Below are 17,389 nucleotides of genomic sequence, written 5' to 3' on the forward strand. Positions count from 1 at the left end.
GTTCCTGATTTGCGCTTGGCCTGACGCCCAGCCGAACGCCGGCTTGTGACCCAAAGCAGCTTGTGGCTGGCCGTCGCTCGGGGCGGAGCGTTCTGCTATTGTAGCGTTTTCATCGTTGAGTATTGGCGAATGGAGCGCGCGATGCCAAACAGCAAGGAGATCGAGGCGAAGTCGCACAAGCCGATGCCGCGAGGCTATGTGCTTAGTGCCGATGAGGGTGAACACCTGATCCATTTTCGCGATGGCGGCAACATCTTCATCAAGCTCGACCCCGTAACGGGATCTCATCGTCTTGGCCTGGGCACGCAGCAGCTACCCAAGGGCTCGGGCATTCCGGTTCACCGGCACCTCGAAAGGGATGAAGCCTTCTACGTCCTGGAAGGCAGCGGCACGGTCACCCTCAACGAGGTGCGTCATCGTTGCGAAAGAGGCGGAACGATTTTCATACCCAAGGACACATGGCATGGTTTCAGCAGTCCAGATCAGGAACTGGTTCTGCTGTGGATCATGGTGCCCCCGGGCCTCGACGGTTTCTTCCGCGAAACCTGCAGCCGGCCGGGCGAACCTCCAAAGGAATTGACGCGGGAGCAGATCAACGCGATTGGTCTCAAATATGGTGCAGAATACCGATAGGCATGCTCAAGCATTTGCCCGGAGGCTGAGACGATAGCTCGGGAGATTGGCCGTCAACTCGCCGGTCTACAAAATCGACGGACAAGAGCTTTTTACCGCGCCACTCAGAGGCGGCCCGGTCGCCGTCGTAAGCCGGTGCCGGGCCTAACAACCGCGGGGAAGTACTTGCGCGGCGGCTAGCAGAAATATGCTTCAGCTTCGAGGCAGAGAAAAGGTCAAGGCCTCGCTCCCATCCCGCTCGCCTGGGGTGACTTCCGCTTCTGGCCCCTTAGCTGACCTGAAGCGAGCAGCCGGTCGTGGACCGCGGTTGACCGGAAGCAGACGCGCGTTTTAACGGCGAACGGCGCGCAAATGCAGGAAGTAAGGTATGCGCTGCCAGCGACGGGCCGCATTGGAAACGACCGCATATTCCGGAAGGGCCGGCTCTCGAAGCGCTTCGACCAAAAATCCCGCCTGCTCCAATGCTAGGAAATAGGTTTCCAGCGGGCGATGCGCACTGTGGAATGTCATCGCCAAACCGTCGCGCGCGACGGCGTCGGCATATTGGAAGGCACCAAGATAGTCTCCCTGGATGATGAAGCGCCCATCGGAACTTGCTTGTTCGAAGTTGCCGGCGGAGTTGATCGGATGAACAATGGCCATGCAGAGCCTGCCCCCTGGCTCGAGGACGCGCGCTGCTTCTCGGACAGCGGCAGGCATATCGCCGATGTCTTGAAGCGACATGAAGGCGATCGCCAAATCCGCGCAGGCGTCGTCAAGCGGAAGCGCGCTGGCATCCGCCAAGCGCACGTCTATCGATGGGTCGAACTCACGTGCAGCTTCAACCATTGACGGCGAACTGTCGATCGCGACAACACGGTGCCCAAGCTCTTTCAAGTCTCGCGCGAGCCGTCCTTCGCCACAGCCGATATCCAGCGTTTGCCGTCCTGGCGAAGGCAAGAGACTAAGAAATTGGTCTCGGTGAAATCGCCAGTAGCTATCGTGACCGGGAGTGCGCGCCCACCTTATCCATTGGCTGGCCTCAGCTTCCCAGCCGATTTTTAAAGGCACAGCTTCCGTCCTCGTCCGCGTGATGGTCATCGCTGTTCCATCTCTTTGGTGAGCGACTTCGACATTGGATATCCAGAGCTAGTACCGAAGTTGCCAACTGGCGGTCCGTCTACGGCATAGCCGTTGGCTTGATAAAAGCGCAGGGCCGTTTCCGTGCTGGTAAGAGTGCATCGCTTGACGCCTCGCTCCACAGCTCTTGTTTCGAGCGCGCGCAGCAAGGCGCGACTGATCCCTCGGAACCTCGCATCGGGGGAAACATAATTCAGAGTGATTTGGCCTGCATCAGTAACCGACCCTACAGCAAGAATGTTGTCGTCTTCGGTGGCAACGAGGAGAGAATTTTCCGGCTGCCGAATCCAGGCGATAAATATCTCGGAAGTCTTATTTCCCAACCAGCGTGCCAGAATGGCCGTATCGTTCTTGTGATCAGCAACGCAGAGTTCCGCGATCGACCGCCTCATAACCAGACAAGCAGCTTCTGCGTCCTCTATCCTGGCATCCCGAATTTGCATGATACGATTTTGCCATTAAGGCACCATCATTACAACTTTAAGCTGAGACCCCGGGGGCCGCTTCTAGCCCATTTGCGACCTCGGAGACCCTCCGCTCGCCGGCCGATATTGGCGATAAACCGGAAGTCCAGGCGGCCAGCCTCTTCATGACTACACCTGCTACCGCGTCGCCAGCACAACCGCAGCCAGCGTAAAGATCAGCGCGGCGATCTGCCCTGCTCCCAGCGGTTCGTGGAGCGCGATCGCGGATGCCACGACGCCGATCACAGGCACCGCCATGGTGCCGATCGCGGCGACGGAGGCCGGCAGGCGCGCGAGCGCTGCGAACCAGCTGACATAGGCGATGCAGAACTGCACCACGGTCGAATAGACCAGGAGCCACCAGCCGACCGGCGTCACCAGCTCCAGATGCGTGGTCTCGATGGCGAGGCCGATGATCGTGATGGGCAGGCAGCCGATCCCGATCTGCCAGGCCGCGGCGGTGATCGGCGGCAGACGGATCGGGTACCTCTTGGAAAATACCGTGCCGAGCGCGAAGCCGAGCGCGCCGCACAGCGCCATGACGATGCCCGGCAGCTTGTCCGCGGTGGCGGCAAAGCCGTTGCCGCCCATGATCGACGCGAGGCCGGCAAAGGCCATCACCAGCGCGACGGTGCGCAACAAGGTCGGCCGCTCGCCGAGCACCGGCCAGGCGATCAGCGAGGCCCAGACCGGCATGGTGTAGGCGATCAGCGCGGCTTCGCTCGCCGGCAGCCACAGCAGCGCCAGGCCCATCAGCACCATCCAGCCGGTGACGTTGAGGAGCGCGGCGGTCACGAGCCGCGGCCAGATCTCGCGCGGGACCCTGAGGCTGTCAGCGCGGATCAGCGCCAGCGCGGCCAGCAGCACCGCGCCGAGCACGCCGGTCACCCCGCGCAAGGTCAGCGGCGGCAGCTCGGAGAGCAGGAATTTCGTCACCGGCCAGTTGAAGCCCCAGCCTACCGAGGTGATGGCGAGGAACATCAGGCCGGCCAGGGCGATGCGCGGTCGCAGCACCGGCCGAGTCGAATCAAGCATGTGGGCAGTCCGGCAAAATCTGACCGAGCTTGGCGCGGATTCGCGCCTCCCACCACCACCCCGGCGGGCATGCCTGCCCTTACCTACCGTAGCCCTACGTGAGTCCCCCGGAGGCAAGCCCGCCGTTCAAAAATATACCTGCCCTGTGAACAGCGGGGTGAAGCCTCGCGAGGACCACAAGATGCAAATTTTTTCGGTTGGGAATCCCTGAGGACTCACTGATACTTGGCTCAACAACAGGCGCGGGCCTGCCCCCTGTTATCCCCCACAATCCACCATATTTAGTATTTGATTCAGGAACTCGCACTAGTTCTTGACGGGCGCAATGGAGAGTCCTAGTTTTCGATCCGTTCGGCGCGAGTGTGTTTGCGTCCCGCCGGCACTCCCCCAAAGGGTCTGCAAAACAGCACTCCGCCAAGCCAGACAAAGGCAGCGGGATACGGGCTTGTCTGCCCGGCGAGCGGACTTTTCGGGCGCCTGAACGGGCTGGAAACAGGCTCGGATGGCAATGGTTGAAGACGTGACGTTGTGGGGCGTTGAACGCATGTCGGGCTCATCCCTTTGGGGCGGATGGGTCTGGACGTGCCGGCGGATGATCGGTGCGCGCATCGAGCAATCGCGTCGGGAGAAAATGGGCCGGGTCTACCGGCTAAACTGCGATGCCAGGGGCCAGACGGCTGCCGAGCACCGCGAAATGAAATGATGACCTGGCACGCCTGAACGGAGGCGGTCCGGTCAAAGATAGGACGGGGCAAGACCATGCGGATTGAGCGGCGCCACACCACTTCGGGACAGTCACCTTACGCCGGCATCGAGTTCCGGCTGACCACGTCGGAGATCAGGAATCCCGACGGCTCGGTCGTGTTCAAGCTCGACAATGTCGAGGTGCCGACCGCGTGGTCGCAGGTCGCCTCCGACGTCCTCGCCCAGAAGTACTTCCGCAAGGCCGGCGTTGCCGCGCGCCTGAAGAAGGTCGAGGAAGAATCCGTCCCCTCCTTCCTGTGGCGCTCCGTGCCCGACACCGAGGCGCTCGCCCTCCTGCCCGAGAAAGAGCGCTTCGTCAGCGAGCTCTCGGCCAAGCAGGTGTTCGACCGTCTCGCCGGCTGCTGGACCTATTGGGGCTGGAAGGGCAACTACTTCTCCTCCGACGAGGACGCCCAGACCTTCTACGACGAGCTCCGCTACATGCTGACCATGCAGATGGTCGCGCCGAACTCGCCGCAATGGTTCAATACCGGGCTTCATTGGGCCTATGGCATCGACGGCCCCGGCCAGGGCCATTATTACGTCGACCCCTTCACCGGCAAGCTGACCCGGTCGAAATCCTCCTACGAGCATCCGCAGCCGCACGCCTGCTTCATCCAGGGCGTCGGTGACGACCTCGTCAACGAGGGTGGCATCATGGACCTCTGGGTCCGCGAAGCCCGCCTGTTCAAATACGGCTCCGGCACCGGCTCCAACTTCTCGCGGCTGCGCGGCGAAGGCGAACGCCTCTCCGGTGGCGGCCGCTCGTCCGGCCTGATGAGCTTCCTCAAGATCGGCGACCGCGCCGCGGGCGCGATCAAGTCGGGCGGCACCACGCGCCGCGCCGCCAAGATGGTCGTCGTCGACGTCGATCACCCCGACATCGAGACCTATATCGACTGGAAGGTGAAGGAGGAGCAGAAGGTCGCGGCTCTCGTCACCGGATCCAAGATCAACCAGAAGCACCTCAAGGCCGTGCTCAAGGCCTGCGTCAATTGCGAAGGCTCGGGCGACGATTGCTTCGATCCCGAGAAGAACCCTGCGCTCCGCCGCGAGATCAAGCTCGCCCGCCGCAGCCTCGTGCCTGACAATTACATCAAGCGCGTCATCCAGTTTGCCAAGCAGGGCTACAAGGACATCCAGTTCGACGTCTACGACACCGACTGGGATTCGGAAGCCTATCTCACGGTATCGGGCCAGAACTCCAACAATTCGGTGTCGCTCAAGGACGACTTCCTGCGCGCGGTCGAGACCGACGGCGACTGGAATCTCGTCGGGCGCACCACGAAGAAGATCACCAAGACGCTGAAGGCGCGCGACCTCTGGGAAAAAATCGGTTACGCCGCCTGGGCGTCGGCCGACCCGGGCCTGCATTTCAACACCACCATGAACGACTGGCACACCTGCAAGGCGTCCGGCGACATCCGCGCCTCCAATCCGTGCTCGGAATACATGTTCCTGGACGACACGGCGTGCAACCTCGCCTCCGCCAACCTGCTGACGTTCTACGACATCCCCTCCAAGCGTTTCGACGTCGAAGGCTACGAGCATCTCTGCCGGCTCTGGACCGTCGTGCTCGAAATCTCGGTGATGATGGCGCAGTTCCCGTCGAAGTCGATCGCAGAGCTCTCCTACGAGTTCCGCACGCTCGGCCTCGGCTACGCCAATATCGGCGGCCTCCTGATGACCATGGGCCTGTCTTATGACTCGAAGGAAGGCCGCGCCATCGCCGGCGCGCTGACCGCGATCATGACGGGCATCACCTACAAGACCTCGGCCGAGATGGCGTCCGAGCTCGGCACCTTCCCCGGCTACAAGAAGAACGCCGCGCACATGCTGCGCGTGATCCGCAACCACCGCCGCGCCGCCCATGGCCAGTCCAACGGCTACGAGGCGCTGAGCGTCAATCCCGTGCCGATGGACCTGGTGTCGTGCCCGCAAGGAGACCTCGTTACCCATGCGCAGGCCGCGTGGGATGCGGCGCTCGAGCTCGGCGAGAAGCACGGCTATCGCAACGCCCAGACCACGGTGATCGCGCCGACCGGCACGATCGGCCTCGTGATGGATTGCGACACCACCGGCATCGAGCCTGATTTTGCGCTGGTGAAATTCAAGAAGCTCGCCGGCGGCGGCTACTTCAAGATCATCAACCGCGCGGTCCCCGCCGCACTTCGCGCGCTCGGCTATCGCGAGAGCGAGATCGCGGAGATCGAGGCCTACGCCGTCGGCCACGGCTCGCTCTCCAACGCGCCGGGCATCAACGCCTCGACGCTGAGGGCCAAGGGCTTCACCGACGAGGCCATCGCCAAGGTCGAGAAGGCGCTGCCGACCGCGTTCGACATCAAGTTCGCCTTCAACAAATGGACCTTTGGCGAAGATTTTATTCGCGACCAGCTCGGCATCGGAGCCGAGGCGATCGCGGCCCCCGGCTTTGACCTGCTCCAGGCCGTGGGCTTCACCAAGCGCGAGATCGAGGCGGCCAACGTCCACATCTGCGGTGCGATGACGGTGGAAGGTGCCCCGCACCTCAAGGCCGAGCACTATCCGGTGTTCGACTGCGCCAACCCTTGCGGCAAGGTCGGCAAGCGCTATCTCTCGGTCGAGAGCCACATCCGCATGATGTCGGCGGCGCAGCCCTTCATCTCGGGTGCGATCTCCAAGACCATCAACATGCCGAACGACGCCACCGTGGAGGACTGCAAGTCCGCCTACATGCTGTCGTGGAAGCTGGCGCTGAAGGCCAACGCGCTCTATCGCGACGGCTCCAAGCTCAGCCAGCCGCTCAACTCGCAGCTCATCGCCGACGATGAGGACGAGGACGATGCGATCGAGCATCTCTATGACAAGCCGATGGCGGCACGCACCGCCCAGGTCTCGGAAAAGATCGTCGAGAAGCTGGTCGAGCGCATCATCGTGATGCGCGAGCGAGAGAAGATGCCGGATCGCCGCAAGGGCTACACCCAGAAGGCGGTCGTCGGCGGCCACAAGGTGTATCTGCGCACCGGCGAGTATGACGACGGCCGCATCGGCGAGATCTTCATCGACATGCACAAGGAAGGCGCCGCACTGCGCTCCTTCATCAACAACTTCGCCATCGCGGTGTCGCTGGGTCTCCAGTACGGCGTGCCGCTCGACGAATATGTCGACGCCTTCACCTTCACCCGCTTCGAGCCGGCGGGCCCCGTGCAGGGCAACGACAGCATCAAATACGCGACCTCGATCCTCGACTACGTCTTCCGCGAGCTGGCGGTGAGCTATCTCAGCCGCTTCGACCTCGCCCATGTCGATCCCAGCGAGACCGGGTTCGACGTGCTCGGCAAGGGCGTCGAGGAAGGCAAAGAGCCTGATGATCACGGCCAGCGCGCCTCCAAGCTGGTGTCGCGCGGCCTCACCCGCTCCCGCACCGACAACCTCGTGGTGATGCGCGGCGGCTCGACCGCGGTCGCGCAAGGCAACGACAGCGCCCCGGCTGGCGGCAGCAAGGTCACCTCGCTCGCCTCCCACGGCGCAGGCCGTGCCGGCGACGTCCTGGAAGGCGCGGTCGCGCTGAAGCAGGAAGTGGCCCACAACCTCTCGCCCACCGAGAAGCTGGAGGCCCTGCAATGGAGCAAGGCCGGCAGCGCGCAAGTCGCGGTGCCCAGCAAAGCCGAGCGCCGCGCGGAAGCGAAAGCCAAGGGCTATGAGGGTGAGATGTGCAGCGAGTGCGGCAACTTTACGCTGGTGCGGAACGGCACGTGCATGAAGTGCGATACTTGCGGCAGCACGACCGGGTGTTCGTGAGGCGAACAGAAGCCGACGAGAGAGTTAGGCCCGGGCTTGACCCGGGCTTCCACGAAGGGCGGCCGAAAGGTCGCCCTTTTTAGCATTTCCGACCTTCGTGCGTGGATGCAAGGATCAGATATCCGATGGCCAAAAGCCCAAAGGCGATGTTCTCCTCCAGTCCAATGATGGCCAAAAGATAGATGACGGCCATACCTCCATATACCATTTCGCCTTTTACGTGCATGATATCAAACCTCTAATTCCAACGGCCGCCATTTTGGCGACACTTGTTCATACCGCCGGTCGATCTTGAAGGTCCGCGGAATAGTGCGGATTCATGAGCTGAAAGACGACGATTTGGAGAGGCGAATGGATCGCACTTTCGGACAAGCCTTTGGCGAACTGGTTCGCACAAAGCGCGGCCAAGAGGGCCTAACTCAAAAAGAACTAGCCATCCGAGCGTTCGATGATGAGAGCAAAGTACGCAGGATCAACGACCTAGAAACAGGTGCTGTAAATCGCCCCCAGGCGAAGACCGTCGACGCTCTAGTTGTCGCCCTTGATATCCAAAAGGAAGAACTAGCGAGCTGTCGGCTCAACAAGCTGTTCACCGCCCACGAAGAAGCGGGAATTGGTCTATCCCGACAGCTAATGGAAAATCTCTCACAGCGCTTTGACCATGAAAACCCAGATGCTTCGGACAGCGAACTATTTGAATACCTAAAGAGTAAGGCGGAAGAGCTCAAAGTTCTGCAAACCCGTCTCAGGAAAATAGAGGACCTGACAAAGTCCATTCACAATCAAATCGCAGCGGCGAATGATGCGATTGACCACTGATGCCAGGATGGAGATATATCTAACTCGCTCTATTCATGCACACGAAGTTGCTTTGGCCATGTCGAGCAATGACGACGCTCAGGCTTCTGATGCTCAATTTTGCATAGGTTTGGCGTTTTCTCTTCATGCCGGGATAGCTGAAAAGGAAACTGCGATTTCCGATTTGCAAATGGCAATTAGGTATTATGAAGGGGCGCTTGGTGGCTACCAAGCAGGAAGTAGCAGCGATAACCTAGCGAAGCTTGATGCCGCAAAAAAGAAGGCCGAGAGTCGTTTAAAGGAGCTTCAAGCTTCCTAGCAGCTCGGATGGATCCACTGTCATCGTAATCGCAGGTTGGTTCCAGCTTCGTTGCTCATCAACACCCCACCGCCGAAATTACCTTTGCGATCGAGCCCTTCCCTCCTAAACTCCGACCACCGCCGGCATCGGTTCCGACGGCCCGGTAGAAGCGGAGTAGAAGTTATGCCCACACCGGAAAGCTTCCCGATCGAGAAGATCTTCGTTCCCACGAAGCAGAAGAAAGCCATCAAGCCCGAGATCGTCGGGGAGATCGCTGAAAGTATGCTGGACATCGGACAACAGGAACCCATTTCCGTCCGGCTCGACGGAGACCGCCTCGTTCTGGTCGAGGGACTGCATCGGCTCGAAGCCTGCAAGGCGCTCGGCGAGACGACCATTATCGGGGTCATCGTCCCGGCGGAGGTCGCTCAACACAGGCCGCTGCTGTCCGAAGGACCCGCAGTCGAGGCAGAGCGCCTCAAGATGGCGCGATTGAAACAGCTGCGCCTCGAGAAGGAAGCTGCGGAAGCATCTATGGCTGGCTCGAAGAGCATCAACGGAACGGAAGCGCCGCGCACCCGTCCGACGAAAGGCGCTCGCGACAATCCGAAGGCATCACCGGGCCGGACCGTGGGATCGACACCGAAAACATTGTCGGACTGGATCACGCAGCAAAAGGGCCACGGCGGCCGCTATTGATGGCCGGCGATGACGGTGCCAGGGCACTTCACCTGTCGATGTAGATTCCATGCGCGTCGCCGTAATGCGCGATACGGTCAGGCCGGACACGACCGCAAACGCCCGCGCCCCCGCCCCTACTTCGTATTGGCCTCGACCGCGTCCAGCAGCGGCATCTCGCGATGCGACTCGCAGAAGCGCGAGAGCTTGTTGCCGTTCTTGTTCAGCGCTTGCGTGTCCACAACGGGATTGTTGCGGCGGCCGGCGTAGAACCCGGCGAGCCAGACGTTCACGGTCTGCATGTGGGTAATGCGCTGGGTGATGTACTGGTCGCAGCTGATCTTGGAAACGTCGACCAGCACCTGGGCTTTGGCCGGCACGGCCAGCAGCAGGGCCGCGAAGGCACCAAGGATGATCGCTCTTGTCTGAACCATGTTTTCCTTCCGATGAATGTCTGCACGGTGGCGACGGTCGGGCGCTGCCTGCTTGATCCAGATCAAGGGCGGCCCGTTGCATACCCCGCGACCGCCCCACCCCGAGGCCTCGCCATAATTTCTCCTTCGCACGCGCGTTGTGTTGGACGGCGGCGAGACTTATCGTTCCGATCGGACTGCCGCACTCCCATTGACGCCCGACGGAAGCGAGAGCGCATCGGTGCCCGAGACGAACGACCCCAAGCCTGACGACCACAAGCCAGACGCGCCCAAGCCTGACGCCCCCAAGCCGGACGCAGGGCGAGCCGATGGCGGGCTGGCGCGGGCCTACGACCGGATCAAGAGCGCAGAGCAGGACCTGGCGCGGCTGGACCGGCTGGTTTCCGGAATGGAACGCGGCAGCGAAAGCCCCCGGGCCTCGCGAGCAAGCGCCGGTGCGGAGGCAGTTGAGACTCCCAAGGACAAGGCTCCCGAGGACAAGACCACCAAGGCCGCGGCACCCGCGCCAGATAGCAGGGCTCGCACCCAAGGCCTGATGGGAGATCGGCCCATGCTGCGCGCTCTGGTCGGTCTCGTGCTGGCGATCGGCGTTCTCGGTGCCGCCTTCGCTTCGCAATATAGCGATCAGGCCAGGTCTATGAGCAGGTCGATCATGGCGCGATGGGCTCCGCCGACGGCGAGTGAGCCTCCGCAAGCGTCCGCGGTTGAAAGTCCGGCGCAACCGCCGGCCGTGCAGCTCGCTGCCGCGGATGAGCCCGGCACGGTGCCCGCGCCGTCGGTCGGCAAGGACACGGAGAGCAATGCAGGGTTTGACGCTTCAAGACCCGACGCTTCAAGATCCGACGCTTCAAGAGCTGGCGCCACAGCCCCTGACTCGTCGTCGTCCGATCTCGCGCAATCGCTCAAGACCATCACCAGCGAGCTTGCGAACATCAATGGAAAGCTCGAGCAACTGAAGAGCCGCAGCGAGCAGACGCTGCGCGAGCAGGCCGACACCATTCAACAGATCAAGGCGGCGCAGGAAAAGGATGCCGCGGCCAATGCACGCCTCGACGCCCAGGTCCAGGCGCTGCAAAAGGAGCTGACCACGTCATCCGCATCTTCATCCGCACCTGCGTCCGCGAAACCCGCCACGCGGAGCGTGATCACCAACGAGACCGCCGCGCCCGCACGGCCGCACGTGCAGGCGGCCGCACCTCGGCGACCCCGGCCGTCGCGAGGGCCCTGGATGCCCCCGCCCTATATGCTCGATCCCTACTACGGCGATCCGGATTGGTGAGCCCGCGGGGCAATGCGAGCATTTCTGCACCGGCACACAAGCTCGCGGACCGGCATCAATCACGCGGCGAGATCTGAAGCTCCATCAACGCCATGCGCTCCAGCACAGCGGGGTCTCGCTCGCCCTCCTTCGCCGTGCGAAGGATTGTTTCCGCGATCGACTTGACATGCGCAGAGCTGACCGGGGCCGGCAGTGACGCAACCGCCGTGTCCAGCGCAGTTTTCATGATGCCGATGGTTTCAGGCGTAAAAGATGCATTCGAAAAATCTAGCATGCTGGATCCGATCTGGAGGTCATCACGAGCGTCGCCTGGTTCGAATGGCTGCTGATCTGCGCAATCCGGTCGACCAGGGCCGTCAGATGTTGCGGCAATGGGTCGTGCTCGCCCCGAAGCTTGATCCGCAGGCGGTCGCCTATTTCATTGCAGATCGCCAGGCTGGAGCCACGGTCGACCTGAATGGCATTGCGAACATCGGGGCTGTTCATGAAGGTTTCCGGTTGATACGCACGGAGGACGCTTCGCGCCGAGCCGCTCTCACAAGGCGACTGCGGTCTTGTTCAGGCGAGGATCGGAGGTTCGATCTCGCTACGCTCGGGGATCCCGGACTTAACGGCCCCATTGGGCCAGAGTTCCGTCCGAACACAACTCATGTTTGGATTTCACGAAAGCAGCAGTTTCTGTGGCTTGCGGCGGTTAAGGACCGTAGCCCGGATGGAGCGAAGCGAAATCCGGGACGGTGCTCGCGGCAGGATTCCCGGATTGCGCTACGCTCCATCCGGGCTACAGGCGCGCATCAGACCATCGCTTCCGTATCTGCCACCGGACGCTTTCCGTCTTCTGGATCTCCGGAGCGAACAGCCCGGCTTCCGGCCGCGAAGATGTCGTGCACGAGGCCGAGTTTCCCCAGCCCGAGAATGATCAGGCCGTTGATGTCGATCTCGTACCAGGCGTGCGAAATGTAGGCGTCGCGCGGAAACCGGTGATGGTTGTTGTGCAGGCCTTCACCGAAGGTAAGGATCGTGGTCACGAACTCGTTGGTGGTGCCGTCGTCGAGATCGAAGCGGCGGTAGCCGTAGCGGCCGTCGCTGTGGCAGACCGAGTTGACCAGTGATGTCGCCATGGTCATGAGGTAGCTGCGGAACAGGCCGGAGAACAGGATGCAGCCGGTCATCGAGTGCACGCCGCCGAAGGCGTAGCCGATCGCGCCCGGAATGATCACCGCCGAGAGCGCGTACCAGTACCAACGTGTGTTGGTGAAGAACATCGCGATCGGATCGGCCAGGATGTCCTTGGCGTAATATCCGGCATCGGTGGTGGCCTGGTCCCACACCCAGCCGCCTTGCGCATGCATCATCCCCTTGGCGAAGGTGACATAGGGATTGCCGTCGCCGTCATAATAAGGGCTGTGGACGTCGCCGGGCTTGTCGGAGTGGAGATGATGCCGGCGATGATTGCTCACCCATTTCAGGATCGAGCCCTGCACCGCCATGGTGGCGATGGCCGCGAACAGCGTCCGCATCACCGGACCGCAGCGGAAGCTGCGGTGGACGAAGTAGCGATGCATGAAGCCGATCCCGACCGTGGACAACGCGAACGTCCCGGCGAACACCGAAACCTCCACCCAGCCGATGCCTTGCCAGAACGCCCAGACCAGCGCCGCGACCGAACCGCCGATCATGATGACGAAGGAGATGTAGGAATCCCGAAACTTGGCCTCGACCACCGGCCCTTCGACCAGCACGCCTGGCGGCATTTTCCGCTCCGCAGCTTCTACCGACACCACGCTTTCGATTACGGTCATTCCAGCCGATCCATTCACACAAAATTAACCCTGTTGCGGCGCACAGTACAACCTCGGGTTATTTCCATCAAGGATGCGAGCTGCCGTGGGAGTACGGAGCGGCGACTTGAAATGACGCGACCGGAGGAAAAAGAAGCCGGATTTCAAGGCCTGGTGACTGCGTTAACCAGGTGCAAAGCCTCCGCGATGCACTCCCAGAAGACCGATGCCAGGACGAAGCAAGCGCCCCCTCCCTCGCCTTCGCAGCGTCCTGCGCCGCGCGCGTTGGGTGCGAAAGACTTTCGCGCGCGCACCGCGGATGGTTCGGATCGCGGGCGGCGCGGCGATGCTGCTTGCGATCCTCGTGCTGGTAAACATCGCCTATCAAACTATGCGCAAGCCGACCGAGCTGTTCGTTCTTGTCGGCCACGCGCTCAACAAGGATCCACCGGAGACTTGGCGGCAATACGGGCCGCTGTTCCGCAGGCATGCCACCGCGACGATCACGCCCGAATTGCTGGCGGCGCTGGCGCAGGTCGAGACATCGGGCAATCCGCTCGCGCGCACCTACTGGCGCTGGCGATGGAGTTTTAATCCGCTCGCGATCTATCGGCCCGCCTCCAGCGCCGTCGGCCTGTTCCAGATGCTGGACGCGGCCTATGCCGACGCCGCGCGGTTCTGCGTTCGCGGCAATGCGGTCACGGAAGCCGGCTGCGGCTTTCCCTTCCTCTATGTCCGCGCGATCCCGAGCCACGCCATCGAGCTGGCATCGGTGTATCTGGACCGCAATGTCGTCGATGTTCTCGCCCGCGCGGGCGATGTGAAGGCGAGTGCGCGCGAGAGGCAGGATCTCGCCGCCTTCATCCATCTCTGCGGCGCAGGCCCCGCCACGGCCTACGCGCGCCGCAAGTTCCAGATGATCGCCGACGAGCGCTGCGGCGATCACCTCGTCGCGAGCTATGTCGCCAGGGTCAACGCGATGAAGCGGCAGTTTCTGCGGCTTGCGGCGGACGACGATTAGGGACGTAGCCCGGATGGAGCGGAGCGCAATCCGGGATTCCTGCCACGCGAGCGGTCACGCGATGCGGATGCTCCGGCCCCGGATTACGCTTGCGCTCCACCCGGGCTACGGGATCACCACCAATACGGCCAGCGCCAGCCCTCGTAGCGGACATACGACGGCACCAGCGGCGGGCCGTAGGGATCGACCCGGTCGTCTTCCGGGCGATAACGATAGCGTGGAACGATATTGTAATCCCACGGCGTCGGCCGGAGCACCGGGACATCCACCCTCAGCCGTTGTTCATCCACCACTCGGGCCTTCCGCGCCCGGGCTTCGGCATCCGATATCCCAAGATTGCACAGCACCAGGGCGGTTCCGAGCGCACACGTGACAGTCATGATCTTCATGCGTTGGTCTCCTTGCCGCCAGAGTGCAAAAGGACGCCAGGCAAGGCAAGCGAATTTGTCCAGAGTCTTCCGCGCAGCGCAGACCGATTGTCACGCGACGGGGTTGCCGTCCAACAACGCGAGCGCTCGCGGCACCTGATCGCGGTCCGCAACCAGCACATACTCCTGCCGCGCCAGACTGGCGCCGCTCGCGATCACGATTGATTGTTTCGGGCAGAGGCCGAAGCATCCGGTCACGATCAGCTTGGCCGGCTTGGTGCCGTTGCGCTTGTTCGCCTTCAGTTCGGATTTCAGCGCACGCCTGACGTCGCGGCCCTCGTCGCTACGCTTGAGGCATTTGCGGCACACCAGGACCGGCGCCGCGCGGCGCGGGCGCACGATCATCGGGATTTTGGAATTCGAGGGATTTTCAGGCATTGCAGACCTATATGGGACTGCAGTCCATATAGGCATGGAACCGCGATCTTGCCGACGGAGACGGCGACGCGGCACGCATGGCCGGGCATTTACTCCCGCGCGCGACGCACAGCCTCGGTCAACTTCATCCTCTGCTTGTCCCAGCGCGTCGCCTCCGCCTCCGCGCGTTGGTCGAGCGAAGCGCGCTCCGCTTCGATCGCCTCCGCCCGCGCGTCGTGCTCCCGCCTCGCCTCGTCCAATGCGGCCTGCGCACTCGCGACGGCCTTCTCGCGGCGCGCGCGCTCCTTGGCGCGGGCGGCCTCCTCCTTGCGGCGCTCGGCTTCCCGCCGCCGCTCTTCCTTCTCGAACGCGGCGGCGGCCTTGCGCGCCTGTTGATCGTCGATCTTGCGGGCTGGTTGCCTTGCTGCCTTTGCGGGACGCTTTTTCGGCTTGGACTTCGCTTTGGACTTGGCTTTGGACTTGGCTCTAGACTTTTTCGGCCCGGCCTCGTCGTCAGCGAGATCGGTCGGCAACTCGGAATGCTCGGTGAACGCCCCGTCCGATCCGACCGGCCGCCGGAGCACCACGCCCGGCTTCTCCATCGTCGCCGCGACGATGTCGGGATCGTCGGTCTCCTTCGCGGCGCCCTGATGAAACAGATTGGACCTGGCGCCCCAGGCATCCAGCGCCGCCTTCATCGAGGGCGCGGCGATCGCCTGGTCGTAGAAGCCGAGCGAGGTCTGGTAGGTCTTCAGTTTTCTTGTTGGTTTTGCTTTTTTCGGCATGTCGCTCCGCAGCTGGCGAGCCACCTGCTTCCTGCGGCGCCATCATGCCATACTGCCCCTGTTTTGCCCGACGAGTCAAATTCGATTCGGTATCGCCGAAGTCGAGGCGGCGCGCATAGGCCCGTAGCCCGGATGAGCGAAGCGACATCCGGGACCTTTGCTGGCGGCCTTCCCGGGTATCGCTTCGCTCACCCGGGCTACGGCGCAACACCACCGATTCTTCGGATTTCCAACACACTGAAATCCCTCGGGATTTCTACTGTGCATGGGGTTGTTTTCGACATTTTATTTTGACGGGATGCTGACTACGCCGCGTCGAAATCCTCAGGCGCCGGCCCTGCGACGAGCCCATCGAGACCGACCATCAGCAGATCGGCGATGTGCATCAGCTGGTAGAGCGGAATGTCCGCGAGGCCCTGCTCGGCCAGCGCCACGAAGGCGGGCGTGGCGCCGATGAGCTCTGCGAGCTGGGCTTGCGTGTAGCCGCGCTTTTCGCGCGCAGCCTTGAGGCGCGCACCGATCCCAAGCCGGTGCCGGGACTGCTCGTCCGCGGTCATCATCACGGCCTGCTCGTCCGCACTCGCGTAGCCGTCCGCGAACGCGCTGCCGATCAGCCTGCCCTTGCGCCAGGCGACACGGCAGTCCTTGCGCAGTCCGCTGCTGAAGACCAGCGTGAACCGCTCGGCGACCCAGAGCGAGGCGTTGAGGCCGAGGCGCGCGCCGCTGCCCGAGACATCGCGGATTGTGCAGGGCGCGCTGATGATCTTGCCGGTGCCGTTGTCGAATTCGACAATGCCGGTACGCAGCGTGTGATGTCTGACTGCGGCGCGATGCTCGCTCATGACCAGAACACTCCCTTCCGCCGCGACGTCGAACCGACGCAGCTACAAATTCCGGACCTCGATACCGCAGAGTTTTTCCTGAACTCCTAAGTTTCCAAGGGTTCCGCCAGGACTGAAAGCCATGGTAAAGGATTTGCTCCCAATCCATCTTTTTCCGGCGGAAAGCGTGCGGCGCGCCCGTGACGGGCGACGAGGCAACAATGACCGACGCGATGAAATGTCCGACCTGCAACTCCGAGCACGCCTATCAGGATCGCGGCCTCTGGGTCTGCCCGGAATGCGGCCATGAATGGAGCGGCACGGCGGAGGCCGCCGCGGACGCCACTCAGGAGGCCGGCGTGCGCGATGCCAACGGCAATGCGCTCACTGATGGCGACAGCGTCATCGTGATGAAGGACCTCAAGGTCAAGGGCTCCTCCTCCGTCGTCAAGGGCGGCACCAAGGTCCGCAACATCCGCCTGCAGGACGCCACCGACGGCCACAACATCGCTTGCAAGATCGACGGCATCGGCGCGATGAACCTGAAGTCGGAGTTCGTGAGGAAGGCGTAAGCCGAGGCAGGCCGCATCTCGCAATGTTCAGAAGTGGACATACGTTGCTGCGCCGGACCGCTACCCATGAGCCGACATCCGTACGAACAAGTCTTGGGAGGCCGCTCTGCGAGGACCGCCAACAAGCGACGCGACCAAACCAAACCCGACCGATGACATGTTCGACAATCTGAGCGATCAGGCCGTCTTGCGATTGTACGAAAACATCCGGCATCAGGTTGTCGCCGACAAGGCGCTCGGCGGCAGGTATCGGCTGCTCGGCAAATCCGCCAGCGAGCGCGCCGAGCGGCTCGGGCGGGAGCTGACCGGCCGCGGCGTCAAGTTTACCACCATCGAATGGTAAGCGCCGTTTAGGGGCC

Annotated in this window: 21 protein-coding genes; 10 read left to right on the forward strand and 11 right to left on the reverse strand. The window is 62.5% G+C overall.

The annotated features are described in order from the left end of the window. Nucleotides 1-141 precede the first annotated feature (141 nt). Nucleotides 142-633 (forward strand): cupin domain-containing protein, encoded by a 492-nt coding sequence (locus AC0L3J_RS05065; protein WP_473346234.1) that lies wholly within the window; start codon nt 142-144, stop codon nt 631-633. Between the two features lie 330 nt (nt 634-963). Here the strand turns inward: AC0L3J_RS05065 and AC0L3J_RS05070 are convergent, their stop codons facing one another. The 3 genes from AC0L3J_RS05070 to AC0L3J_RS05080 all read right to left on the reverse strand — a co-directional run bounded on the left by AC0L3J_RS05070 (nt 964) and on the right by AC0L3J_RS05080 (nt 3,251). Beyond that, nucleotides 964-1,713, reverse strand: coding sequence for a class I SAM-dependent methyltransferase (locus AC0L3J_RS05070; protein WP_473346235.1), 750 nt, complete (start codon nt 1,711-1,713; stop codon nt 964-966). Further along, nucleotides 1,710-2,195, reverse strand: coding sequence for a GNAT family N-acetyltransferase (locus AC0L3J_RS05075; RefSeq protein ID WP_473346236.1), 486 nt, complete (start codon nt 2,193-2,195; stop codon nt 1,710-1,712). The genes AC0L3J_RS05070 and AC0L3J_RS05075 overlap by 4 nt, the downstream gene beginning before the upstream one ends. A 159-nt stretch (nt 2,196-2,354) precedes the next feature. Then, nucleotides 2,355-3,251, reverse strand: a complete 897-nt coding sequence (locus tag AC0L3J_RS05080; protein ID WP_473346237.1) for a DMT family transporter — start codon at nt 3,249-3,251, stop codon at nt 2,355-2,357. A 502-nt stretch (nt 3,252-3,753) separates the two neighbouring features. Here AC0L3J_RS05080 and AC0L3J_RS05085 point away from each other — a divergent pair. From AC0L3J_RS05085 to AC0L3J_RS05105, 5 genes are all read left to right on the forward strand, one after another. Beyond that, nucleotides 3,754-3,954, forward strand: coding sequence for a hypothetical protein (locus tag AC0L3J_RS05085; protein ID WP_473346238.1), 201 nt, complete (start codon nt 3,754-3,756; stop codon nt 3,952-3,954). A 56-nt stretch (nt 3,955-4,010) separates the two neighbouring features. Beyond that, on the forward strand, nt 4,011-7,775 hold the full coding sequence (locus AC0L3J_RS05090) for a vitamin B12-dependent ribonucleotide reductase (protein WP_473346239.1): 3,765 nt from the start codon (nt 4,011-4,013) through the stop codon (nt 7,773-7,775). A gap of 351 nt (nt 7,776-8,126) precedes the next feature. After that, entirely contained in the window at nt 8,127-8,594 is a 468-nt protein-coding gene (locus AC0L3J_RS05095) for a helix-turn-helix domain-containing protein (RefSeq protein ID WP_473346240.1), read from the forward strand. Continuing rightward, nucleotides 8,575-8,892, forward strand: a complete 318-nt coding sequence (locus tag AC0L3J_RS05100; protein WP_473346241.1) for a hypothetical protein — start codon at nt 8,575-8,577, stop codon at nt 8,890-8,892. The genes AC0L3J_RS05095 and AC0L3J_RS05100 overlap by 20 nt, the downstream gene beginning before the upstream one ends. Nucleotides 8,893-9,057: 165 nt before the next feature. Further along, on the forward strand, nt 9,058-9,573 hold the full coding sequence (locus tag AC0L3J_RS05105; RefSeq protein WP_473346242.1) for a ParB N-terminal domain-containing protein: 516 nt from the start codon (nt 9,058-9,060) through the stop codon (nt 9,571-9,573). Between the two features lie 116 nt (nt 9,574-9,689). On the opposite strand, the gene AC0L3J_RS05110 is transcribed toward AC0L3J_RS05105, so the two are convergent. Next, a complete protein-coding gene (locus AC0L3J_RS05110; RefSeq protein WP_354254950.1) occupies nt 9,690-9,986 on the reverse strand; it encodes an HdeA/HdeB family chaperone in 297 nt (98 codons plus the stop codon). Nucleotides 9,987-10,206: 220 nt separating this feature from the next. Here AC0L3J_RS05110 and AC0L3J_RS05115 point away from each other — a divergent pair, with 220 nt between their 5' ends. Continuing rightward, complete coding sequence (locus tag AC0L3J_RS05115) at nt 10,207-11,265, forward strand: hypothetical protein (protein ID WP_473346243.1); 1,059 nt, start codon at nt 10,207-10,209, stop codon at nt 11,263-11,265. A 55-nt stretch (nt 11,266-11,320) separates the two neighbouring features. Here AC0L3J_RS05115 and AC0L3J_RS05120 read toward each other — a convergent pair whose 3' ends face one another. From AC0L3J_RS05120 to AC0L3J_RS05130, 3 genes are all read right to left on the reverse strand, one after another. Beyond that, entirely contained in the window at nt 11,321-11,539 is a 219-nt protein-coding gene (locus tag AC0L3J_RS05120; protein ID WP_027517660.1) for a hypothetical protein, read from the reverse strand. After that, complete coding sequence (locus AC0L3J_RS05125; RefSeq protein ID WP_473346244.1) at nt 11,533-11,751, reverse strand: hypothetical protein; 219 nt, start codon at nt 11,749-11,751, stop codon at nt 11,533-11,535. The genes AC0L3J_RS05120 and AC0L3J_RS05125 overlap by 7 nt, the downstream gene beginning before the upstream one ends. 308 nt (nt 11,752-12,059) lie before the next feature. Then, on the reverse strand, nt 12,060-13,067 hold the full coding sequence (locus AC0L3J_RS05130) for an acyl-CoA desaturase (RefSeq protein ID WP_473346245.1): 1,008 nt from the start codon (nt 13,065-13,067) through the stop codon (nt 12,060-12,062). Between the two features lie 205 nt (nt 13,068-13,272). On the opposite strand from AC0L3J_RS05130, the gene AC0L3J_RS05135 reads away from it, so the two are divergent. Further along, entirely contained in the window at nt 13,273-14,067 is a 795-nt protein-coding gene (locus tag AC0L3J_RS05135) for a lytic transglycosylase domain-containing protein (protein ID WP_473346246.1), read from the forward strand. A 113-nt stretch (nt 14,068-14,180) separates the two neighbouring features. On the opposite strand, the gene AC0L3J_RS05140 is transcribed toward AC0L3J_RS05135, so the two are convergent. The 4 genes from AC0L3J_RS05140 to AC0L3J_RS05155 form a co-directional block, all read right to left on the reverse strand. Continuing rightward, entirely contained in the window at nt 14,181-14,456 is a 276-nt protein-coding gene (locus tag AC0L3J_RS05140) for a hypothetical protein (RefSeq protein WP_473346247.1), read from the reverse strand. Nucleotides 14,457-14,546: 90 nt separating this feature from the next. Continuing rightward, nucleotides 14,547-14,873, reverse strand: a complete 327-nt coding sequence (locus AC0L3J_RS05145) for a hypothetical protein (protein ID WP_473287023.1) — start codon at nt 14,871-14,873, stop codon at nt 14,547-14,549. Nucleotides 14,874-14,962: 89 nt separating this feature from the next. Further along, nucleotides 14,963-15,637 (reverse strand): cell envelope biogenesis protein TolA, encoded by a 675-nt coding sequence (locus AC0L3J_RS05150; protein WP_473346249.1) that lies wholly within the window; start codon nt 15,635-15,637, stop codon nt 14,963-14,965. 305 nt (nt 15,638-15,942) lie between these two features. Beyond that, nucleotides 15,943-16,479: a helix-turn-helix domain-containing protein gene (locus tag AC0L3J_RS05155; protein ID WP_473346250.1), complete on the reverse strand. Its 537-nt coding sequence runs from the start codon at nt 16,477-16,479 to the stop codon at nt 15,943-15,945. Nucleotides 16,480-16,679: 200 nt separating this feature from the next. Between AC0L3J_RS05155 and AC0L3J_RS05160 the strand changes: the two genes are divergently transcribed. Beyond that, nucleotides 16,680-17,030 (forward strand): zinc ribbon domain-containing protein YjdM, encoded by a 351-nt coding sequence (locus AC0L3J_RS05160; protein WP_456764557.1) that lies wholly within the window; start codon nt 16,680-16,682, stop codon nt 17,028-17,030. Nucleotides 17,031-17,187: 157 nt separating this feature from the next. Continuing rightward, the gene (locus AC0L3J_RS05165; protein ID WP_035962695.1) at nt 17,188-17,373 is read left to right on the forward strand and encodes a hypothetical protein; all 186 of its coding nucleotides are present in this window, start codon (nt 17,188-17,190) and stop codon (nt 17,371-17,373) included. The last annotated feature ends 16 nt before the right edge of the window (nt 17,374-17,389 follow it).

The sequence above is a fragment of the Bradyrhizobium sp. Kon37 genome (assembly GCF_055807535.1).